This is a genomic window from Peribacillus frigoritolerans (assembly GCF_030676415.1).
In the GTDB taxonomy this organism is placed as follows: Bacteria; Bacillota; Bacilli; order Bacillales; family DSM-1321; genus Peribacillus; species Peribacillus frigoritolerans_A.
Genome location: NZ_JAUUTW010000008.1, coordinates 73,985 through 95,396, shown reverse-complemented (window position 1 = coordinate 95,396; position 21,412 = coordinate 73,985). Strand labels below are relative to the sequence as shown.

General features: G+C 42.4%; 21 protein-coding genes. 8 read left to right on the top strand and 13 right to left on the bottom strand.

Annotated elements, in window-relative coordinates; translation table 11 throughout:
* The first annotated feature begins 153 nt into the window (after nucleotides 1-153).
* From Q8G36_RS10210 to Q8G36_RS10195, 4 genes are all read left to right on the top strand, one after another.
* Complete coding sequence (locus Q8G36_RS10210; protein ID WP_305159924.1) at nucleotides 154-933, top strand: transporter substrate-binding domain-containing protein; 780 nt, start codon at nucleotides 154-156, stop codon at nucleotides 931-933.
* 26 nt (nucleotides 934-959) lie between these two features.
* The gene (locus Q8G36_RS10205; RefSeq protein WP_054398512.1) at nucleotides 960-1,625 is read left to right on the top strand and encodes an amino acid ABC transporter permease; all 666 of its coding nucleotides are present in this window, start codon (nucleotides 960-962) and stop codon (nucleotides 1,623-1,625) included.
* 11 nt (nucleotides 1,626-1,636) lie between these two features.
* Nucleotides 1,637-2,377, top strand: coding sequence for an amino acid ABC transporter ATP-binding protein (locus tag Q8G36_RS10200; RefSeq protein WP_305159925.1), 741 nt, complete (start codon nucleotides 1,637-1,639; stop codon nucleotides 2,375-2,377).
* 345 nt (nucleotides 2,378-2,722) lie between these two features.
* A complete protein-coding gene (locus Q8G36_RS10195; protein ID WP_305159926.1) occupies nucleotides 2,723-4,375 on the top strand; it encodes a glutamine--tRNA ligase/YqeY domain fusion protein in 1,653 nt (550 codons plus the stop codon).
* Nucleotides 4,376-4,438: 63 nt separating this feature from the next.
* Here Q8G36_RS10195 and Q8G36_RS10190 read toward each other — a convergent pair whose 3' ends face one another.
* The 9 genes from Q8G36_RS10190 to Q8G36_RS10150 all read right to left on the bottom strand — a co-directional run bounded on the left by Q8G36_RS10190 (nucleotide 4,439) and on the right by Q8G36_RS10150 (nucleotide 13,275).
* Nucleotides 4,439-5,293, bottom strand: coding sequence for an STAS domain-containing protein (locus tag Q8G36_RS10190; protein WP_305159927.1), 855 nt, complete (start codon nucleotides 5,291-5,293; stop codon nucleotides 4,439-4,441).
* A gap of 22 nt (nucleotides 5,294-5,315) precedes the next feature.
* The gene (gene msrB / locus Q8G36_RS10185) at nucleotides 5,316-6,275 is read right to left on the bottom strand and encodes a peptide-methionine (R)-S-oxide reductase MsrB (protein WP_305159929.1); all 960 of its coding nucleotides are present in this window, start codon (nucleotides 6,273-6,275) and stop codon (nucleotides 5,316-5,318) included.
* A 154-nt stretch (nucleotides 6,276-6,429) separates the two neighbouring features.
* Nucleotides 6,430-7,614 (bottom strand): NupC/NupG family nucleoside CNT transporter, encoded by a 1,185-nt coding sequence (locus tag Q8G36_RS10180; protein WP_305159930.1) that lies wholly within the window; start codon nucleotides 7,612-7,614, stop codon nucleotides 6,430-6,432.
* 266 nt (nucleotides 7,615-7,880) lie between these two features.
* A complete protein-coding gene (locus Q8G36_RS10175; RefSeq protein WP_305159931.1) occupies nucleotides 7,881-8,345 on the bottom strand; it encodes a hypothetical protein in 465 nt (154 codons plus the stop codon).
* Between the two features lie 124 nt (nucleotides 8,346-8,469).
* A complete protein-coding gene (locus Q8G36_RS10170) occupies nucleotides 8,470-9,708 on the bottom strand; it encodes a sensor histidine kinase (protein WP_305159932.1) in 1,239 nt (412 codons plus the stop codon).
* A 10-nt stretch (nucleotides 9,709-9,718) separates the two neighbouring features.
* A complete protein-coding gene (locus Q8G36_RS10165) occupies nucleotides 9,719-10,390 on the bottom strand; it encodes a response regulator transcription factor (protein ID WP_305159933.1) in 672 nt (223 codons plus the stop codon).
* 108 nt (nucleotides 10,391-10,498) lie between these two features.
* The gene (locus Q8G36_RS10160; protein WP_336622957.1) at nucleotides 10,499-11,689 is read right to left on the bottom strand and encodes an ABC transporter permease; all 1,191 of its coding nucleotides are present in this window, start codon (nucleotides 11,687-11,689) and stop codon (nucleotides 10,499-10,501) included.
* On the bottom strand, nucleotides 11,616-12,356 hold the full coding sequence (locus tag Q8G36_RS10155) for an ABC transporter ATP-binding protein (RefSeq protein WP_305159934.1): 741 nt from the start codon (nucleotides 12,354-12,356) through the stop codon (nucleotides 11,616-11,618). The genes Q8G36_RS10160 and Q8G36_RS10155 overlap by 74 nt, the downstream gene beginning before the upstream one ends.
* Before the next feature lies 1 nt (nucleotide 12,357).
* Nucleotides 12,358-13,275: an efflux RND transporter periplasmic adaptor subunit gene (locus Q8G36_RS10150; RefSeq protein ID WP_305159935.1), complete on the bottom strand. Its 918-nt coding sequence runs from the start codon at nucleotides 13,273-13,275 to the stop codon at nucleotides 12,358-12,360.
* Nucleotides 13,276-13,580: 305 nt separating this feature from the next.
* On the opposite strand from Q8G36_RS10150, the gene Q8G36_RS10145 reads away from it, so the two are divergent.
* Both Q8G36_RS10145 and Q8G36_RS10140 read left to right on the top strand, forming a co-directional pair.
* Nucleotides 13,581-13,901 (top strand): DUF485 domain-containing protein, encoded by a 321-nt coding sequence (locus Q8G36_RS10145; protein WP_370694037.1) that lies wholly within the window; start codon nucleotides 13,581-13,583, stop codon nucleotides 13,899-13,901.
* A 13-nt stretch (nucleotides 13,902-13,914) separates the two neighbouring features.
* A complete protein-coding gene (locus Q8G36_RS10140; RefSeq protein WP_305159937.1) occupies nucleotides 13,915-15,453 on the top strand; it encodes a solute symporter family protein in 1,539 nt (512 codons plus the stop codon).
* A gap of 114 nt (nucleotides 15,454-15,567) precedes the next feature.
* Here the strand turns inward: Q8G36_RS10140 and Q8G36_RS10135 are convergent, their stop codons facing one another.
* The 3 genes from Q8G36_RS10135 to Q8G36_RS10125 form a co-directional block, all read right to left on the bottom strand.
* Nucleotides 15,568-16,017 (bottom strand): threonine/serine exporter family protein, encoded by a 450-nt coding sequence (locus tag Q8G36_RS10135; protein WP_305159938.1) that lies wholly within the window; start codon nucleotides 16,015-16,017, stop codon nucleotides 15,568-15,570.
* Nucleotides 16,018-16,032: 15 nt separating this feature from the next.
* Complete coding sequence (locus Q8G36_RS10130) at nucleotides 16,033-16,788, bottom strand: threonine/serine exporter family protein (RefSeq protein ID WP_305159939.1); 756 nt, start codon at nucleotides 16,786-16,788, stop codon at nucleotides 16,033-16,035.
* Nucleotides 16,789-17,079: 291 nt separating this feature from the next.
* Entirely contained in the window at nucleotides 17,080-17,886 is an 807-nt protein-coding gene (locus Q8G36_RS10125) for an alpha/beta fold hydrolase (protein WP_305159940.1), read from the bottom strand.
* A 166-nt stretch (nucleotides 17,887-18,052) separates the two neighbouring features.
* On the opposite strand from Q8G36_RS10125, the gene Q8G36_RS10120 reads away from it, so the two are divergent.
* Nucleotides 18,053-19,321: a dicarboxylate/amino acid:cation symporter gene (locus tag Q8G36_RS10120; RefSeq protein WP_305159941.1), complete on the top strand. Its 1,269-nt coding sequence runs from the start codon at nucleotides 18,053-18,055 to the stop codon at nucleotides 19,319-19,321.
* Nucleotides 19,322-19,453: 132 nt separating this feature from the next.
* Complete coding sequence (locus Q8G36_RS10115) at nucleotides 19,454-20,125, top strand: lysoplasmalogenase (RefSeq protein ID WP_305159942.1); 672 nt, start codon at nucleotides 19,454-19,456, stop codon at nucleotides 20,123-20,125.
* A gap of 85 nt (nucleotides 20,126-20,210) precedes the next feature.
* On the opposite strand, the gene Q8G36_RS10110 is transcribed toward Q8G36_RS10115, so the two are convergent.
* Complete coding sequence (locus Q8G36_RS10110; RefSeq protein ID WP_305159943.1) at nucleotides 20,211-21,410, bottom strand: class I SAM-dependent rRNA methyltransferase; 1,200 nt, start codon at nucleotides 21,408-21,410, stop codon at nucleotides 20,211-20,213.
* Nucleotides 21,411-21,412 lie beyond the last annotated feature (2 nt).

The window sequence follows — 21,412 nt, the reverse complement described above, 5'->3', positions numbered from 1 at the left end:
ATAGTGAAGGGGATTCTTTAATGAAAGGTCGGCATGATCTGGACACCCTTTTTTATTTCAGTTTTATTTTCTCTAGTTAATGAGGTTATTCACTGCCTCAAAAGGGTATAGACCATTCTATTAGTTTTTTTCAAAGGGGGAAATGAAATTATCATGAAATCATCAGTTACATTCATTCTATCCATTCTGGCTGTTCTTGGTCTTCTATCCGGCTGTGCTGAAAAGGACCAGCTAGAGGATGGGAGTAAGCTGATCAATAAGGACCAGTTTGTATTCGCTGCCTCAGGCGAATTCAAGCCATTCAGTTATGTTAATGATGACATGACCGTAACCGGATTCGATATTGAGGTTGGCGATGCAATTGCAAAGGAACTCGACCTGGAGCCAGTACCTAAACGGATAAAATTCAAAGGTATCGTGGAAGGTGTCAAGACCGGTCGGGCAGACGCCGCGGTTGCCAGTCATACAATTAATGATCAACGAAGTAAACATGTTGCCTTCTCTACCCCTTATTACTACTCAGGTCCTCAAATTTTCGTCCGCACAGATAGTGATATTAAAACGGTGGAAGATTTAAAGGGAAAGGAAGTTGCGGCTTCTAAAGGCTCTACATACGCAACCACAGCAGAAAAATATACATCCAATGTAAAAACCTATGATAGTGATATCACCGCCCTAAAAGCATTGAGCGGAGGACGTCATGATGCCGTCATCACCGACTTTGTAACCGGCAAGGAAGCGACCAAGGAAGGTTTCGACATCGAAGGACGACAATTGATCGAACGAAGCGAGCAGGCCATCGTCCTGCCTAACGACAACCCTCAGCTGCTTGCACGCATCAACGAAGCACTTGAAAACCTCCGGGAAGATGGAACACTTGCGGAAATCAGCAAAAAGTACTTTGGTGAGGATATCACAACCAAGCCTGAATAAAGATTGATAGAAAGGGAGTCATTACATTGCCAAGTTTTTCACATTTTTTTGATACATTATTTAGCTCCTCGGATGTATTCATCCGAGCCATGCTCCTCACATTGGAACTGACGGTAGTCTCCATATTGGTAGGTATCGTCATCGGGTTGCTATTTGCACTTTTAAAAATTTCCAATATAAAAATTCTCACATGGATTTCAGATACATATGTATTCCTCGTACGGGGAACCCCTTTAATCGTACAGATATTCATACTCTATTTCGGTATCAGCAATCTCTTCTTACTGCCAGACTTCTGGGCGGCGTCACTTGCCCTAGCCTTCCATAATGGAGCTTATATCTCAGAAATTTTACGAGGTACGATTCAATCCATCGACAAAGGCCAAATGGAGGCCGGACGCTCCCTTGGCATGAGCAATTCGCTCACCTTAAGGAGAATCATCTTACCTCAAGCCTTCCGCCGCGCATTGCCGCCGCTTGGCAACCAATTCATCATCGGACTGAAGGATTCATCACTGGCCGCCTTCATATCCATGAATGAGCTGTTTAATGTGGCTACTACGTTAGGCTCGAATAATTTCGATGAAATGACTTATTTATTGATTGTAGCGGTCTACTACTTGATTCTAGTGGCTTTCCTGACCATTATCGTCAATTTATTCGAAAAGAAACTGTCCATTAGTGATCGATAGGGGGAATTGAAATGGAACAAAAAGAAATGATTCGCATAAGGAATTTAAATAAATCGTATGGAAACCTGCATGTACTTAAAGATATTGATATGAAAGTATTGGATAGCGACGTAGTCTGCCTGATCGGACCAAGCGGTTCCGGAAAAAGCACCCTGCTCCGCTGTTTGAATTATTTAGAGAAGAAAGACAGCGGGCAAATCCTCATTGAAGGAACGGAAATCAATCCAAGTACCCATGATATTAATAAAATCCGTGAGAAAGTCGGAATGGTTTTTCAGCATTTCTACCTCTTTCCGCATATGACCGTGCTTGAAAATGTCATCGAAGCACCGACTCACGTCAAAAAGGTCCCTAAGGCACAGGCGATTGAAGAAGCAAAAGCATTGCTTGCCAAAGTCGGCTTATCAGATAAAGCGGATGTCTATCCAAGCAAGCTCTCAGGTGGCCAGAAACAGCGTGTCGCCATAGCCCGCGCCCTTGCCATGAAGCCTGATATCCTACTCTTTGATGAGCCTACCTCGGCTCTGGATCCCGAACTTGTCGGGGAGGTTCTTGCCACGATGAAGGAACTTGCCTTGGAAGGGATGACAATGGTAGTCGTTACACATGAAATGAGCTTTGCACGTGAAGTTGGAGATTGGATTGTCTTCATGCATAATGGGAGGGTTGTCGAAAGCGGCCCGCCAAAAGAATTCTTCACCACTCCAAAAGAAGAGCGGACAAAAGAATTTTTGCAAACGACAGTCTTTTGATTTGAGTACTAAAATCTGTCTAATCTCGTGAATAAATCGTCCGTTAACGCAGATATTCCGGCCTAGAGCCTATATCATCATTATAAGCAATACAGGCGTGAATTCCTGTATTGCTTTTTGCATGTAATACGATTTATTGGTTTCTTTAACCTTCAGTTAGGTAGTCCCTAAATTACTTGATCAAAGTTTCAGGGATATTTTCGCCCTGATTGTACAAACTAAATACTTGATGAATTGTTTCAGATAAACCCTGATTCCGGCTCGAACATGGAAAAATATCTGTATTTATGGTATATATACAGGTAAAATTAAAAGAAGTATATAAATGAAAGAGGTCGAATTCAGTTGGAAAATAACTCTTCGAATTTTATTAAAAATATTATAAAAGATGATCTAGAGTCCGGAAAACATGATCATATCATCACCCGCTTCCCTCCTGAGCCAAACGGATATTTACATATCGGGCATGCCAAATCCATCATTTTGAATTTTGGGGTGGCTGATGATTTCAATGGGAAAACTAACCTTCGTTTCGATGATACGAATCCATTGAAAGAGGATATTGAGTTTGTCAACTCCATTAAGGAAGATGTAAAATGGCTCGGTTACGACTGGGATAATCTTTTCTTCGCTTCCGACTATTTTGATGAAATGTATAAAAGAGCTGTGCTGCTCATCAATAAAGGACTGGCATATGTGGACGACCTTAATGCCGACCAAATCCGTGAATATCGCGGAACGCTGACTGAGCCGGGGAAAGATAGCCCCTACCGCAATAGGACCGTCGAGGAAAATCTTGAACTATTTGAAAAGATGCGCAGCGGCGAATTCGGAAACGGTGCAAAAGTATTGCGTGCAAAAATCGATATGAGCTCACCTAACATTAATTTGCGTGATCCCGTCATATACCGTATCTCCCATACTGAACACCATAATACCGGCAACAAATGGTGCATCTACCCAATGTATGCCTTTGCCCACCCAATTGAAGATGCCATCGAGGGAGTCACACACTCCATTTGTACGCTTGAGTTCGAAGATCAACGCCCTCTTTATGACTGGATCGTTGAAAATTGTGAAATGGAAAGCAAGCCAAAACAATATGAATTTGGCCGTCTTAACCTGACCAATACAGTAATGAGCAAGCGAAAACTGAAGCAGCTTGTCGATGAGGGCTTCGTGGACGGCTGGGACGACCCAAGGATGCCTACTGTTTCAGGCTTGCGGAGACGCGGGTATACACCCGAAGCGATTCGTGCATTCTGCCAAGAGATAGGTGTTGCAAAAACAAGCGGTGTCGTAGACTCTCAAATGCTTGATCATTTCGTACGGGAAGACTTAAAGCTGAAGGCTCCAAGGACTATGGCTATCCTAAACCCGCTTAAAGTGGTCATCACCAACTATCCGGAAGGCGAGATAGAATGGCTGGATGCTGAGGTCAATCCAGAAGTTCCGGAAATGGGCACACGCCAAATCCCGTTTTCACGTGAAATATATATCGAACAGGACGATTTCATGGAAAACCCGCCGAAAAAGTATTTCCGACTTTTCCCGGGCAATGAAGTCCGTTTGAAACATGCTTATTTCATTAAATGTGAAGAAGTGATAAAAGACGAAGCCGGTAATGTCATTGAACTTCGCTGCACATACGACATTGAAACGAAAAGCGGATCGGGCTTCACTGGCCGTAAAGTAAAAGGTACATTGCACTGGGTCGAAGCTTCACAAGCCGTTTCAGCAGAATTCCGCAACTACCAGCCTTTAATCTTGGATAAGGAAAATGATGAAGAGGAAGAAAAATCATTCTTGGACCGGGTAAACCCTGATTCTGTAGAAGTTTTACAAGGATTTGTCGAGCCTAACATGAAAGATGTTAAGTCTCAGGATAAATTCCAATTCTTCAGGCATGGCTATTATAATGTTGATTCAAAACTTACTGCGGCCGATCACTTGGTTTTCAACCAAATCGTTGGGTTGAAAAGTTCATTCAAGTTATAGAATCACGGAAAAGAACCAGATTCCTAGCGGATCTGGTTCTTTTTCATTCTCTGCACCCTTATATCACTTTTTCTCGTAAAGTTTGATCCCTTGCTTGAAAAGGGCCTGTTTAAGAGTACTATGTGTCGAAACCTGACTAAAATCAAGACCTAACTGAATCGATGTCTGGGCCACTTCAGGACGAATCCCGGAAATGGTCGATTGAATGCCTAACAGGTTCAGGGTACCTATCAATTGATAGATCTGTTGGGCAACCATCGTATCTAAAAGGGAGACTCCCGATAAATCGATGAATAAGTGAGTGACATTTTTGCTAATGCATTTGCTTGGAGTCGCATTCAAAATTTCCTTTGCCCGATAGGTATCGATTTCACCGATTATCGGCAATACAGCAATGGCATCAACAATGGGAATGACAGGTGCGCCCAGTTCATTAATCAGGTCCTGTTGAGCTAGTAAACGTTCTTTTGTCAAAAGGTAATACTGCTCAGTGAACTCACGGTTCAATTGATCGAAGGCACCATTAATAAGCCGGCTCCACCGGATGATTGTCTCCTTCGTTATTCCCGTATCCTTGAGCATATAATCAGTGATAAAGGCCCAATATGTTTCCCGAACCTTATTAAGCGCTTCCAACACTTCGTAAATGGGGGTGTCCGATTCAACCCGGCTTTTCGCGACAAGTGTGGCCCATTGCTCCATCGTGTCAATAAAAGCAGTTTTATCTTCAAGTAAAGCACTTGTCACTGTCTTGATGGTCAATGTATTCTGTTCTCTAAGAAGCTTTTCGATTTTCTCATTAGAGTCCATTGAATAAATGGATCCAGACTGCTTTTCCCTTAAAGCCAGCCAGTTTTCCGTAATCTTGGATGAATTATCAAGGATATATCCATATAACTTTTCATCTATTTTATCCATTTGTGTTCCCCTATCTCACTAGTTATTTCATTTTAAAAAGTAATAATAAGTCTCCATATCCCTCTTTCTCCATTTCATTTCTAGGAATGAATCGAAGGGCAGAAGAGTTTATGCAATATCTCGTGCCTTTAGGACTTGGGCCATCAGGAAAAACATGTCCAAGGTGTGAATCGGCGTCCCTGCTGCGCACCTCGGTCCGGGTCATTCGGTGGCTGAGATCCATTTTTTCATTGACACTTGCCGACATGATGGGCTTCGTGAAACTTGGCCACCCACAACCGCTATCATACTTATCCCGCGAACTGAATAGGGGCTCCCCAGAAACGACATCCACATAGATGCCTTCTTCAAAGTGATCCCAATAAGCATTATCGAAAGGCGGCTCCGTGCCATTTTCCTGGGTTACATGAAACTGACTATCCGTTAAGGTCTTTCTAAGGTGTGCATTATCCTTAGGCCAATTTTCTTTAATGAAAGCATCCCGTCCTGAGCCTTTACGATACAATGCATAGCGAAATTGATTTTTTCGATAGAATTCTTGATGATATTCCTCAGCCTCGTAAAATTTCCCCGAGGGTAGAATACCCGTAACAATAGGTTTCTTAAACCGCCCGCTCATCATTAAATCTTCCTTCGATTGTTCTGCCTCCTGTTTCTGACGTTCATTAAGATAGAAAATGGCTGCCTTGTATTGCTTTCCCCTATCCGAGAACTGTCCATCGTTATCCGTAGGATCGATTTGGCGCCAGAATATCTCTAACAACGTTTTATAGGAAATGATTGATGGATCGAATACCACTTGAACCGCCTCAACATGATCAGTCGAACCGGTAATCACTTGTTTATAACTAGGCGCGGCAAATTTCCCGCCTGTATAACCTGATGTCACTGAAATAATACCATCCATTTCATCAAAGGGAGCAACCATGCACCAAAAGCAGCCTCCTGCAAAGATAGCCGTTTCTTTTCCATCCATCGTCATCCTAAAACTCCCTTTCACGTCTGTCATTTTATGTATTATATACCAGCAAGCCAAACACCTTCAAATTCAAAACTTGTTTTCTATATTTGCTGTGTAAATATAAAAGAGGCACTTAGGAATAAACCCAAGTGCCCTTTTGTGTTAGATCCGCTAATTAAAGTATCACACTTACAATGATCGCTGATAGGATGCTGACAAGAGTCGCACCGTACAACAGCTTCAAGCCGAAACGGGCTACAACATTTCCCTGCTTTTCATGAAGTCCTTTGACTGCACCGGCAATGATTCCAATAGATGAGAAATTAGCGAATGAAACCAAGAAAACCGAAACGATCCCTATCGTCCTTTCGCTCAAGGCTGCTGATGCGTCCCCTAAGCTCAGCATGGCAACGAATTCATTGGTTACCAGTTTCGTCGCCATGATTCCGCCAGCAGTCACGGTTTCTGAAATCGGTATACCCATGATAAAGGCAAACGGTGCAAAGATATACCCCATGATGTCTTGGAAGCTGATTCCGAAGATCATGTCAAATACGCTGTTGATTCCTGCAATTAATGCAACAAAACCAATTAACATCGCTGCAACAGTGATAGCAACCTTAAATCCATCCATGATATATTCCCCAAGCATTTCGAAGAAAGACTGCTTCTCTGCCCCTTCTTCAACAGGGAGAATATCCTCTGCATCCGTTACGGTATAAGGATTGATGATGGATGCGATGATAAATCCACCAAACATGTTAATAACAATTGCCGTCACAACGTACTTTGGTTCAATCATCGTCATATATGCGCCGACAATCGACATCGATACCGTTGACATGGCTGATGCACAAAGCGTATACATCCGGGATGGCGGAATGGCACCGAGTTGCTTTTTCAAAGTAATGAAAACCTCGGATTGGCCCACTATTGCTGAAGCAACCGCATTGTAAGATTCCAATTTACCCATCCCATTCACCTTACTTAGAAGGAATCCAATCCACTTCATGATGAACGGAAGGATCTTGAAGTGCTGTAAAATCCCGATTAATGCTGAGATGAAGACGATAGGAAGAAGGACATTTAAAAAGAAGGGCGATGCTCCTTCGTTTACAATCCCGCCAAATACAAAGGTGATCCCTTCATTTGCCCATTCTAAAAGTTTTCCGAAACCATCGGCAATCGAATTGATGATCACTAAACCAAACTTCGTATTTAATAATAAATAAGTTAAAATAAGCTGAATGACCACCATGAGGATGATCGGTTTAATTTTAACTTTCTTCCGGTCACTGCTAACTAACAAAGCTAGTCCAAAAACAATAAGCAGTCCTAAAATTGCAATCAGAAATTTCATATATTCTGCCTCCACTAAGGGTGAATTTAATGATCGTGCATTAATAGTAGGTTACCCTCAAAAAATTTATGCAAACGTTTTCTCTTTCATCCAAAATACATGTACGTACCTCTCCAGAAGTCTATATTAAACTAATATTTTTTTAAGTGCAATTATTATTTCCCTTTTTAAAATAACAATTAGTGGCAATAATGGGTTTCATGAATTAAAAAAGAAGGCTCCCCTTCAAAAGGAACCTTCTCCTACCTCGAAATAGTATCGACTTTTTAGGCTGCTGTTTTTCTGGATATCACCGATGTCACTAATCCAGCGCCTCCAATTACAAAGATGATGATGGATGCAGCCAAGCCACCTGCCCCTTGATAAAAGTCCATGAATTTCCCTGCAAAAGAGTCTCTGCCTTGGAAACCGCCACCGCTTGGCATCTCTCCTGGAGTTCCAGAACCAATGGTCCCGCCTTGGGGAGTTGTCCCCATATTGCCCTGCGTATCATTAGCTGCCATTTCCGCAGTTGAATCATCGGTCCCCGTACTGCCAGTAGCCGATTCTTCCGTATCATCCGATTCTGTTGTGTTGCGGTCGGCAGGCTGACCCATCATCGCCTGTCGATTCATGGGTTCCTTGCCGCTGCCATCCACATACATCATGATCCCGATGACTGCATGGGCCATTAAAAGGACCGAAGCCAATATTCCAACCAAAAAGTGTAACTTACCAAGTCTTTTCATCAATGATTTCCCTCCGAAAATAAGTGTATTCATAAGATGATTATCTAAAAAGACCCTTAATTTTTCCTTAAGCAACAAGGAAAAAAAGTAAGGGTCTTTTTACTATTGGGTGGCATCTAAAGGTGGATTAATTTTTCCTGTGATTTCTCGGAAAAGTGATTTCAAAACGGGTGCGTTCATTCTGTTCACTTGTAACCTTGATGTTCCCTTGATGTGTGTTTACAATCCATTTGGCTATGGATAGACCTAAGCCGGATCCTTCATTTGCCGAACGGGATTGCTCCACTTGATAAAAACGGTTAAAAATCAAGGGGAGTTCTTCCTGCGGAATGCCTTTTCCATTATCCTCTACAGTAAGAATGATGGATGAAGCATTCTTTATGCAGGATAGGGAAATCTCCCCGCCTTCCTCGGTGAATTTCATGGCATTATCCACCAAGATCACCAATAGCTGATGAATTCTCTCTTTATCCCCATGAAACACCACCTGTTCGGGAGCATGGCTAATGATTGATTTCTCTTGAAAAGAAGCTATATCCGTATACTGTTCCACGATATCCATAAGTAAGTCATCAAGGAAAAAATTCGATTTCTTAACCTCTATTTGATTCGAATCCGTTCTGGTCAAGGTTAAAAGTCCGTTAACCAGCTTATTCAATCGCCGGACTTCTTTCGAAATGATGGATATATCAACGGCTTTTTCCTCGATTGTCGCGTTCGGTGATTGAAATAGCAAATCAGCCCGCGATTGAATGACAGCAAGCGGCGTTCGAATTTCATGCGAAGCATCCGAGACAAACTGCTGCTGCTGATCCCACGATTTCTTGATTGGAATCAGGGCCCGTCCTGCCAGAAGATAGCCTGCACCTATCGCCACTAGACTTCCAATTCCTCCACCAACAAACAATATGAGCAGCAAGCGATCGAGCATTTCCTTTTCTGTATCCACATTCCTGATGAATTGTACGGTCATCTCTCCATACTCCGTATCGACCTTGGTGGAAAGGGCACGATACGTCGGCCCATTTACCGATATTTCTTCAATTTCATCAAATCTTTCAGGGTAAAATTCCGATTCGTTAACCTTAATAAAATTGTCTACACTCAGTCTTGGCTCAATGATCGTATCATCAGGTCCCCAAACGATGACACTCGGTCCCGGTCCTAAGAGAACCTCACCTTGCGGACGTCCGCCTCGCATGCCTCCATTATTGAAATCCCTGTAATCCTGTTCAAGTGAATCATTGACATCCCTATAGATCTGATTTTCCGTATAGAAATAAATCGTTCTGCTTAATATGGCTATTAAGACAATAAAGACGATAGAATTCAATAATGTTAGTTGAAGCCGTGTTTTTTGGAACATAATGATCCCCTTACGGTTGTTTTAGCATATAACCAATACCGCGAACGGTTTGAATATCTTTATGATAATTGAAAGGTTCCAATTTCTTTCGAAGGTGATGGATGAACACTTCCACAATGGCAATCGTCGTATCGGAATCAAACCCCCAAATGCGGTCGAAAATCTGCTCACGGGTCAATATTTTCCCATTATTTTGAATGAGGTATTCCAGTAATTCAAACTGTTTCAAGGTCATTTTAATGACCTTTCCATCAACCATAATATCCTTTTCTTTTTCCAACAGTTCAATATCACGGTATTTCACATGCTGCTCAAGCGATATAATGCCGCTCCTTCGAAGCAGGGCACGAATCCTGGCCTTAAGTTCCGGTGCCTGAAACGGCTTAATTAAATAATCATCGCCGCCCATTTCCAATCCTCTGACACGATCCTCAAGTGCATCTTTTGCCGTCAAAAACAAGACACTTGTATCTATTTTTGCTTCCCTGATTTTCCGTACGATTTCAAATCCATCGATTCCCGGAAGCATTACATCCAAAATGATGATATCGTATATACTTTGCTGAGCCATGAATAGCCCATCTTCCCCATTATCCGCTGTATCCACTTCATATTCATCCGTCAAAATTTGTCGGATCGATTCTAATAATGAAGCATTATCTTCTACCACCAAAACCTTCATGCAGGGTACCTCCCAACCGCCTCAATTCTGATATATGTTGATTTTATCCTTTTTTATATGCAAAAGAAAGCGGGCTTTTAATCGCCTGCTTTCTTCCAAATTGAATGTTCATTCGTGACGCAGTGCTTGGATTGGATTTAACCTGGATGCCTTATTGGCAGGAAATACGCCAAACATTATCCCGATTAAAATGGAGAATAAGAAGGCAAACAGTGTCACCGACCATGAATAACTAATCGTTAAACTTGAAAAAACTGAAATCATTTTTGCGATTCCCAATCCAATTGCAACTCCCAACAATCCCCCTAAGCAGCTCAGGACCATCGCTTCAATCAAAAACTGAAGAAGAATCGACTTCCGATTTGCCCCGATTGCCTTTCTGATCCCGATTTCCTTCGTCCTCTCTGAGACGGATACCAACATGATATTCATGATTCCAATTCCGCCTACAAGTAACGAAATACTGGCAATACCGCCAAGCATGAGTGTGAACGTATCCGACACAGTGCTCATTGTATCCATCAGATCTTCTTGATTGGACACCGAATAGTTATCACTCTGTTCTGGGAATGATGTGGTCATCGTATCTTGTACCTGGTACATCGCCCTATCTATGATATTCTCGTTCTCCGCTTTTAAATAGACGGTTCCGATTGTCATGCTGCCTGTAGCCCTTTCGGCAGTGGTGATTGGTGCAATGATTACATCATCCCCGCTCGATCCCATGAAGGTGCCTACTGATTTCAGGACACCAATCACGCGATAGGAAACACCGCCGATAAGAAGGTTCTGATCCACCGCTTTTTGATTTTCAAAAAGCGTGTTGGCTGTATCTGACCCCAGGACAACAACCTTGGAGCGTAATTCTGTTTCCATATCGGTCAAAAACCGGCCTTGACTGAGCTCCAGATCCCTAACTGATAAGTAGGATGAAGTTGCACCGGTCATTGAAACCTGTGCCGCAGCTTCTCCGTTTTTTGCATAAACGCGTCCGGTAACCACAGGCGCCACTTCCGATATCCCATTCAGCTCTTTAAACTGTCCAATTATATCATCCGTCAGCTCCAAGGAGTCGGTATCCGTGACACTTACCGTTATCAGGTTCGTTCCCAGGCTATTGATCTCATCCTGAACGGACTGTGAGGAACCCTGCCCGATTGAAACCAGAACGATTACGGAGGCAACTCCAATTATGATCCCAAGCATGGTTAAAAATGCTCTGATTTTATTGGTTTTGATACTGCGTATAGCCATCTTCATTGATTCGCTCAGGTTCAATCCAATCACCTCCGTATTCAAATAGCTGACCATCCTGTATCCGAACGACACGAGTTGCTTCTTTTGCCACTTCCAAGTCATGGGTTATAAGAATGATTGTTTGTCCCTTTTCGTTCAATTCTTTCAGCATCTGCAGCACTTCTTTACTCGTTTTACTATCCAGAGCCCCCGTCGGCTCATCCGCCAATAAAACGGGAGGGTTACCGGCAAGTGCCCTTGCAATCGCAACCCTTTGCTGCTGTCCACCCGAAAGTTGGGTCGGCAAATGATTCTTCCGGTCACTCAGGCCTACCATATCAAGGCACGCATTGGCCACTTCTCTTCTTTCCTTCACGCTTGCCCCCCTATAAACCAGGGGGAGTTCGACATTCTCCAACGCTGTCAGTTTTGCCAACAGGTTGAAATTTTGAAAGATGAATCCTATTTTAATATTACGAATGGCGGCCAACTCATTATCCTTCATCTTTTCCACTTCTTTTCCATCAAGAAAATATTCACCTATGTCAGGCTTGTCAAGGCAGCCAATCATATTCATGAACGTCGATTTCCCTGATCCGGAAGGTCCGATGATGGAAATGAAATCGCCTTTATCGATTGTAAGACAGACATCTTGAAGGGCCTTAACCTTTTCACCGCCTAATTCATACGATTTAGACATGTTCTTGATTTTTATGATGCGTTTCGCCATTTTACTGACCTCCCTTGCCGCTTTGCATTCTTATTTCGCCTCCTTGGCCTCCCCTCATTCCATCGCCGCCACTGCCAGTGGAGCTTTCATTGATGGTTATGGGCAAGGAAACATACTGGCCCTCTTCAAGCCCGGAAGTTATTTCAATATACCTATCGTTGCTGATCCCAGTCTCAACCGCTGTCTTTGTACTGGCAGCTCCTTCAGATGAACCGGATTGTTGTATATTCACATATTTCTCTTCACCGTCCATTTGGACGGCTTCAATCGGAACATATAAAGCATCTTTTACACTATTCGTCAAAATGCTCACTTCAGTCGACATCCCAATTTTTATATCGCCGGGTTTGTCAATTTTGATAGTGACATCGAATGAAGAAACCCCATTCTCATATGTACCTTCCTTTGCTACACTGGTCACTTCCCCCGTGAACGTTTCTTCTTCAAAAGCACTGGCTTTTATTTCGACTGTTTGTCCCTTTTTAACACTTGGAACATCCAATTCATCAACACTTATAGTAGTTTTCAATTTTTTATAATCCGTAACATGTGTCAACACTTCACTGCTTGATACACGATCCCCTTCTTCTGCATCCAATGTTGTCACTGTACCATCGAATGGGGCCGTTATCGGGTCACTTCCATCCGTGAAGGTAATGAGTTCATCACCTTTCTCAACCAATTCATTCTTCGCCACAAGGACTTCATCCACTTCACCCGTTACAGAAGAAGTGATGTCCTCACTATTGATTGCGGCGACCGATCCGGAACCGCTAATTTGAACTTCAAGATCTCCCTTTTCAACTGTAGCCGTCACTGACTTTGCAACAACAGGCTCTGCATTTCCCTTCATGAAAAAACAAATGCCTCCCCCTATGGCCAGCACTAAAACCATACATATCATTATCCACTTTTTCATCATTTTTCTCCTTTCAGATTTCCTTCGTTGAAACCAGTATCGTGAAAGAAGCTTAACTTTTCCTTAATGGTCGTCGGTTTTGATTTCATAGTCGTTCGTTGATGTCTCCCTTTACTTTTGCTTTTCACCCATTTCTCTCTCTTTAAATAATTAACACTATGTCGAACAAAAAAAGTTTTATTTTAAGTTTTTAAATTTACAATATATTCTGAAAAATATATACTGATACTGTTATCAGAAAAATTGGTAATGAAAACCAAACTAATAGTATTGAAGGGGGAACCAACTTGGCATCAAACGATTCAATCGCTAAGGAAACCAAGGTAAGCGCTTCCACGGACTACACCAAGATTGTCCAATCACAATCATTTCAAGAACTCCTAAGGAAAAAACGCAATTTCATCGTCCCACTATCCATCTTTTTCATGGTCTTTTATTTCACCTTACCCATACTAACTTCCTATTCTAAAGTTCTTAACTCCTATGCTTTCGGGGCAATCAGTTGGGCCTGGGTTTTTGCCTTCGCTCAATTTGTCATGACCTGGACCTTATGCATCCTCTATTCCAAAAAAGCTGCAAAATTTGACCAATTAGTTGAAAAAATCGTTAAAGAAGCGAAAGGATAAAGGTGAATTTACCATGAATATACTTGCTTTTATATTATTTCTAATGATTGTCGGGTTAACATTGGTCATTACCTATTTTGCTTCACGGCGCACCAAAACGACCGCGGACTTTTATACCGCGGACAGCAGCCTGACTGGCTGGCAGAATGGCTGGGCCATTGCGGGTGATTATATGTCTGCCGCCTCTTTTTTGGGGATAGCCGGCATGGTCGCACTCTCTGGATTTGATGGCTTTTTCTATAGCATAGGTTTTCTGGTTGCTTATCTGGTCGTTCTTTATATCGTGGCCGAACCGCTCCGTAACCTTGGTAAGTATACACTGGCGGACATGATCGCTGCCCGTTTTAATGAAAAGAAAGTGCGCGGGGTCGCTGCCCTTAACACCATTTCCATTTCAACCTTTTACATGATTGCCCAATTAGTCGGTGCAGGTGCCCTTATAAAACTCTTACTTGGAATTGATTATCTATACTCCGTCATCATTGTAGGTATTTTAATGACCGTCTACGTCGTATTCGGCGGTATGACAGCCACCAGTTGGGTCCAAATCGTAAAAGCCATTTTATTGATGGCAGGTACATTCATCATCTCCATCATCGTATTGGCGAAATTCGACTTTAGCGTGATCGAGATGTTCAAGCAGATGAAAACAGCCACTCCTTTGGGTGGGGATTTCCTTAACCCCGGTAACAAATTCAAGGATCCTTTGGATACTTTATCCCTTAATTTAGCGCTTGTACTCGGTACAGCTGGACTTCCTCACATTCTCATCCGTTTCTTTACGGTGAAAGACGCCATCACGGCCCGAAAGTCCGTTGTATATGCCACTTGGATCATTGGCATCTTTTATATAATGACCATTTTCCTCGGATTTGGAGCGGCAGCTTTTGTTGGGTACGATAAAATCATAGCCGCGAATGCTGCCGGCAATATGGCCGCTCCTCTGCTTGCAGAAGCCATTGGAGGTGACTTCCTGTTCGCCTTTGTCTCTGCAGTTGCTTTCGCTACCATTTTAGCCGTTGTAGCAGGTCTCGTTCTATCGGCAGCTTCTGCTTTTGCCCATGACTTTTATGGCCACATCATCCGTAAAGGTCAGGCCACTGACAAAGAACAAGTCGTTGCAGCTCGTTGGGCATCCATCGGAGTATCCGTCCTCTCCATCATCCTTGCCTTATTTGCCCAAAACATGAATGTTGCCTTCCTTGTTTCACTTGCCTTTGCCGTTGCTGCCAGTGCCAATCTGCCCATCATTGTTTTCACGGTATTCTGGAAACGTTTTAACACAGCTGGGGCTGTCACGGGCATGATAGTTGGACTGGTCAGTTCTTTATTGCTTGTTTTCCTAAGTCCCAATGTCTGGTCACCGGTAGAGGGAGCGGCAATATTCGTTGGGGAACCAATATTCCCGCTTGCCAATCCAGGCATCGTATCCATCCCAATTGGTTTTATCGCAGCCATCGTCGGAACGCTTCTGTCAAGCAAGAAAGCTGATGCCAAAAAATTCGACGAAATTTTGGTTACTGCTAACACTGGAATGAAAGATCCCATATAAGCTGGATTCATTATCATTTTAAAATATAAAAAGAGAAAGGAGATCAGGGTTCGGCCTGCTCTCCTTTCTCTTTATTTAGAAACATAGATATCAGGAAGATTGAAAATAATCCCGCTAACTTCTCAATCTTACCTTCCTTCTATTGTATTTATTTACTAACTGGTTCATGACTTCTGCAAAGATCAGCCCCATCGCAATGGCACCAGCCAGCATGAAGACCTTGGCGGCCAATTGAACGGCGACATAAAAATCGTTTCCGACAAAATGCTTCATCGCATCATACGACAAACCTCCAGGCACGAGGGGGATGATTCCCGATACATTGAAAATCGTGATCGGCGTTTTATACCTTTTGGCAAAATACTGGCTGATAACCGCTACGATAAATGCAGCCGCTAATGTTGCAATGATGCTGTTTACCTCATTTTCAACCAGAAAAAAGTATAAGATCCACCCCAACATCCCTACGAAACCACATTGAAATAATGAATTTTTTGGTACATTGAAGATGACTCCAAAGGCGGCTGAGGCAATGAAACTTGTAATAAGATGTGCAATCATCATTCTTCCTCCCCTAAATCATAAGAAAACAAACGCAGCCGATATTCCTGCCCCAATGGCTAAAGCAGTCAAACCTGCATCCGCACCCTTGGATAGACCCGAAACCAAATGTCCAGCAATTAAATCCCTGGCAGCATTCGTAATTAGCAGCCCTGGCACAAGCGGCATCACCGCTCCAATGATTATCGTGTCCAAATGACTTCCAACTCCAATCTGGACAAAGAACATAGCTACTAAACCTACGACTAAAGAGGCGATGAATTCAGCAAAAAAACGAACTTCCAGTAACCAGTGCAAATAAAGAAGGCAAGAGAATCCCATTCCTCCAGCTATACAGGACCAGATGAAATCATTCCACTGTCCTTGGAACATGATTAAAAAGCAGCCGCTCGCTATAAAGGCAGCAAAGACCTGTACCCACATGGGATACCCCATCCCGGCCTTTTCGATTTGTTTTAACCGTAAATATGCTTCCTCCGGTGTCATTTCCTTGCTGGAAATGCTTCGGGATATACTGTTAACCAGCGTCACCTTATGTAAATCTGTAGATCGTTGGGAAACTCGAATTAATTTTGAAGCTGGGTGCATACCATCCAGCGAAAAAATAATTCCAGTAGGGGTCGAAAAACTGTGTGATTCACCGCACCCAAACGCTGCAGCGATTCTACCCATCGTATCTTCCACCCTTGATGTTTCCGCTCCGTTCTGAAGCATGATTTTTCCCGCAAGTAAACATACATCTATAATTTCATTGTATGGTAAACGATCATCCATTTTATCCTCTCCATCACTTTCTGCATGAGTTTCTCTCAATAACAGATAACGATCCTACCAATTTAAATCCACCTCATAATAGCCCAATTCCTGTGAAAAGGATATAAAAATATTACCTATTTAATTTATCGATTCCATTTACCTGCACTACTGACTTCCTTAGTACCAGTATTCCCTTTATTTCTTGCCGAAACCGTTTAGTCAGTAGAAAAATTCAATTATAAGTGAGGCATCAAAAGAAAGGGAATGAGGGTACGAACCCTGCATCCCCTTTTTCATATCCTGTACGACTTATACTCCCTTTTGAATAAAGCAATCCACTGTTTCGTTAAACAAATCGCTTTCTTCCATAAATGGACAATGACAACTATCTTCAAAGATTACTAGTTGGGAATTCGGAATGTTTTTATGCAAATGTTCCCCTGCAGCTACAGGAATGACTTTTTCATGCCTTCCAAAACAGAGAAGTGTCGGAATATTGATTGCTGGCAAGAATTCACGATAGTCCACAATCGATTGGTCAAATAGAATACTGCTAGCAATGGACTCCGGCATTTTGGTCACTTCCCCAAGCATCCAACTTGCATCCTCTGAAGATAATTCATTGTTGAACATGGAAGCAAGGAAGCTTTCCAAAAATGGGGCACGATTCGTTTGAATTTCAGTCATGAAGGCTATCAACGTGTCCATATCAAATGCACCGATATTAAAATCGGGCCACTTAAAATCAGAGGCCAATTCATCCACAATCACAGTTGAATGAATATTTCCCTCGCCGAATTGCTTAAGATAATCCCAGACGACAAATGCCCCCATCGACCAACCTACAAGTATGACATCCCTTAATCCAAGTTCACCTATGAATGCATGAAGATCTTTTGCATAAACGGAGACCGTGTTTCCGTAATGTACATGATTTGACTGGCCATGGCTTCTTAAATCAAGTAAGATCGTTCTATATTTTTCTGAAAAGTATGGAAGCTGCCTTCTAAAGAACCGGCTGCTCATCCACACACCATGGATAAAAATAATCGGTCTCCCTTGGCCCTTTTCTTCATAAAACAACCGAACGCCTTCTTCCACCTCAACAAATGCCATTCTACCCCTCCTTCACGATATCTTCACAACCCCTTCCCTATTATTATTTATTGCATTTTTTCTTCTAACATTCCTTCCTATAAATAAATATTGTCATACCTCATTTTAGAGTTGATAATGAAGTATATTTTTATTGATATCTTCATCCTGAAAGGACGGAATTTTAATGAAGAACTTTATCAAAAACTATCAATCCTCTTTAATACTGCTCACTGCCATTATTATCGGTGGGATAGCTGGCGTGGTTTTCGGGGAGAAAACCTCGGTCATACAGCCGCTAGGGGACTTATTCTTAAATCTGATGTTTACGATCATCGTGCCATTGGTATTTTTCAGCATTGCTTCAGCGATTGCCAATATGAGCGGAATGAAGCGTCTCGGAAAAATCATGGGAAGTATCGTTCTCGTTTTCCTGACAACAGCCGCGTTAGCCGCCGTCATTGGATTTATTGGGACAACCATCGTCAATCCCTTGGAAGGCACAGATACGACAGCCATTAAAGAACTGATGGAAAACAGTTCCTCTGAAGAGACCATCGAAGAAGTTTCTTTCTTCAGTCAACTGGTCAACACAGTAACCGTGTCCGACTTTCCAGAATTGTTCTCCAGAAGCAATATGCTTCAGCTTATCGTTTTCTCAGTATTAATCGGACTTTCCACTGCACTGGTCGGTGAGAAAGCAAGACCGATTACTGATTTTTTGACAGCGGGTACAGCTGTCATGATGAAGGTCGTCAAAATCGTCATGTACTATGCTCCAATTGGACTTGGTGCTTATTTTGCGGCGATTATCGGGCAGCTTGGGCCGCAGATTTTAGAAGGCTATGCTCGCACTTTCATTCTTTATCTAGTCTTGGCCTTGATTTATTATTTCGGCTTCTTCACTTTGTATGCCTTTATCGCAGGCGGGAAAAATGGAGTTAAAGTATTTTGGAAAAATGCCCTGACCCCATCCATTACAGCTATCGCAACTTGTTCCAGTGCCGCATCCATTCCTGTCAATCTGGAATCAGTCAAGAAAATGGGCGTGCCTAAGGATATAGCGGAGACTGTCATCCCACTCGGGGCCAACACCCATAAAGATGGTTCGGTATTCGGCGGTATATTGAAAATCGTTTTCCTATTCAGCTTATTTGGAAAGGATATGACAAGCATTTCAAGCATTTTAAGTATACTTGCTGTTGCCTTTTTGGTTGGAGCTGTTATGGGTGCCATTCCTGGAGGCGGCATGATTGGGGAAATGTTGATTCTTAGTGTATTCGGCTTCCCTGTTGAAGTCCTGCCTATCATTGCCGTTATATCAACGATCATCGATGCTCCCGCTACACTGCTTAACTCAACAGGAAACACGGTTTGTGCCATGCTTGTCACAAGGCTTGTTGAGGGGAAAAACTGGTTAAAACAAGCTTTCGTTAAAGAAAACTCAGCCGTATGATTCTTAACTGACTGGCTCCTGGTTAAACAGGAGCCAGTTTTTTCATTTTCACGACTTTCTTTCAAATAGTTCTTTAATTGACAAGGTGTTCCTTCCCCTTACATGGAATTAAAGATTGAAGGAGGGAATTGAATGTTAATGAAATGCTTACCTGCTGCTATCCTTATCACGGGACTATTATATATTTTTTTTATACCGGAAGAGCCTTTAGTCATTAAAATCATATTCAAGGTCATCCCCATGTTATTAATTTTGCTCTACGCCTGCACAAATGTGGGAAGACGGGATCGTTACCAATCCTTAATACTTCTTGGTTTATTCTTTGGTATGCTTGGAGATGGTTTGTTAATCTGGTTCGTCATCGGGCTTTCGGGCTTCTTGATCGGCCACCTTTTTTATATTTCGGCATTCTTAAGACTTTGGACCTTTTCATGGCTTCGATTTGCGACGATTCTTCCGATTAGCATTTACTCCACTTGGATTGGCCGTGAAATTGTACATTCTTTAATTGAAAAAGGTGAATATAACCTCATCACCCCTGTAGTCTGTTATGTAACGGTCATCTCCATCATGGGCTGGGCGGCATTTATGACCGGAAATGCCGCCGCAATCATCGGCGGGGTCCTGTTCGTGATTTCCGACTCCATTTTATCTTGGAACAAATTCATCGATGATGTTGCCTTTTCTGGTCCACTGATCATGCTTACCTACTATGCAGCCCAGTTTTGCATCGCTAACAGCATTCGCATGAAACCTTCTTTTCATTTATCGAAAGGTTTGAAAAGTGAACGGCCTATCCAGTGAATCTGAATGTCCAATCGTTTCACATGAAACATTTTCATTATAAAAAAGGCATTCACAGCTCTGCTTGAACTGTGAACGCCTTTATTTATCCTTTAATTTTCTTAATGAAGACTACTTTTAAATAATTCCCTTCCTTATATTCCGGAATTGTTTTAAAATCAGCCGGCAATGAGAATTGTTCCACGATCTCATATTTTCCATTCATTTCCTTGAAGGCAACATCAATGAAGTTCTTGAATTTTTTCATGTCGAACGTACTGCAATTAGTTGAGGCGATAATGACCCCATTGTCTTCCGTAATGGAAATGGTATCCTTCAATAGATTCGTATAGTCTTTTCCTGCACTGAAAGTAAACTTCTTCGATTTGGCAAAGCTGGGCGGATCAAGGATGACCATTTCAAATTTCAAAGCCTTCTTCACTGCATATTTAAAATACTTAAAAACATCCATCACTACGATATTGTGAGCTTCAGGATCTATTCCATTCACACTGAACTGCTCGATCGTCTTTGGTAAACTGCGATTCGCCAAGTCGACACTCGTTGTTTTAACAGCACCGCCTAAAGCGGCAAATACCGAGAATGCCCCCGTATAGGAGAACATATTCAACACCGTTTTCCCTTTTGCGTATTCATCCCGGATTTTCCTTCTGACATCGCGTTGATCAAGGAAGACACCGACCATTGCCCCATCATTCAGATAAACAGCGAAATGGACTCCATTCTCCTTGACAAGAAGCGGAAATGCCGGCTGTTCACCCATGACAAAATCGTCTTCATCCACATACTGCCCCTTTGTATCAAAGCGTTTCTTCTGATAAATCGATTTGACCTCGACCGACTCCTGCAAGGCCTTAATGATGTAGTCTTTAAAGGAATATATCCCTTTGCTATACCAGCTAATGACATAGTGGCCATCATAATGATCAATGATTAAACCGCCAATTCCATCACCTTCCCCATTAAACAAGCGGAAAGCTGTAGTCTCCCCATCTTCAAAAAAAGACTTTCGGGATTCATATGCTGCCTGGATTTTGCCGTTAAAGAAGGATTGATCGATCTTTTCATTTTCTCTTCGGGTCAATACCCAGCCATAGCCCTTGTTCTGTTTACCATAATATCCTTTTGCCAGAAAGCGGTTGTTTTCATCCACCAAACGCACCAAGGCCCCCTCTTCCTTAAGGTCATTAAGGTTGGCTATCGATTCTTTAACAATCAAGGGGAAACCCTTGCCGATTTTACTTACGAACTTAGCTTTCACTTTTATATCTATTTCTTTTCCCATAT

What these genes read in the sequence shown, in the direction of transcription:
- Q8G36_RS10165 (WP_305159933.1), bottom strand. Translation starts at nt 10,390, where the DNA reads ATGAAGGTTTTGGTGGTAGAAGATAATGCTTCATTATTAGAATCGATC.
- Q8G36_RS10140 (WP_305159937.1), top strand. Translation starts at nt 13,915, where the DNA reads ATGAATATACTTGCTTTTATATTATTTCTAATGATTGTCGGGTTAACA.
- Q8G36_RS10190 (WP_305159927.1), bottom strand. Translation starts at nt 5,293, where the DNA reads ATGGATAAAATAGATGAAAAGTTATATGGATATATCCTTGATAATTCA.
- Q8G36_RS10135 (WP_305159938.1), bottom strand. Translation starts at nt 16,017, where the DNA reads ATGATGATTGCACATCTTATTACAAGTTTCATTGCCTCAGCCGCCTTT.
- Q8G36_RS10110 (WP_305159943.1), bottom strand. Translation starts at nt 21,410, where the DNA reads ATGGGAAAAGAAATAGATATAAAAGTGAAAGCTAAGTTCGTAAGTAAA.
- msrB (WP_305159929.1), bottom strand. Translation starts at nt 6,275, where the DNA reads ATGACGATGGATGGAAAAGAAACGGCTATCTTTGCAGGAGGCTGCTTT.
- Q8G36_RS10120 (WP_305159941.1), top strand. Translation starts at nt 18,053, where the DNA reads ATGAAGAACTTTATCAAAAACTATCAATCCTCTTTAATACTGCTCACT.
- Q8G36_RS10115 (WP_305159942.1), top strand. Translation starts at nt 19,454, where the DNA reads ATGTTAATGAAATGCTTACCTGCTGCTATCCTTATCACGGGACTATTA.
- Q8G36_RS10155 (WP_305159934.1), bottom strand. Translation starts at nt 12,356, where the DNA reads ATGGCGAAACGCATCATAAAAATCAAGAACATGTCTAAATCGTATGAA.
- Q8G36_RS10130 (WP_305159939.1), bottom strand. Translation starts at nt 16,788, where the DNA reads ATGGATGATCGTTTACCATACAATGAAATTATAGATGTATGTTTACTT.
- Q8G36_RS10200 (WP_305159925.1), top strand. Translation starts at nt 1,637, where the DNA reads ATGGAACAAAAAGAAATGATTCGCATAAGGAATTTAAATAAATCGTAT.
- Q8G36_RS10210 (WP_305159924.1), top strand. Translation starts at nt 154, where the DNA reads ATGAAATCATCAGTTACATTCATTCTATCCATTCTGGCTGTTCTTGGT.
- Q8G36_RS10150 (WP_305159935.1), bottom strand. Translation starts at nt 13,275, where the DNA reads ATGAAAAAGTGGATAATGATATGTATGGTTTTAGTGCTGGCCATAGGG.
- Q8G36_RS10180 (WP_305159930.1), bottom strand. Translation starts at nt 7,614, where the DNA reads ATGAAATTTCTGATTGCAATTTTAGGACTGCTTATTGTTTTTGGACTA.
- Q8G36_RS10125 (WP_305159940.1), bottom strand. Translation starts at nt 17,886, where the DNA reads ATGGCATTTGTTGAGGTGGAAGAAGGCGTTCGGTTGTTTTATGAAGAA.
- Q8G36_RS10170 (WP_305159932.1), bottom strand. Translation starts at nt 9,708, where the DNA reads ATGTTCCAAAAAACACGGCTTCAACTAACATTATTGAATTCTATCGTC.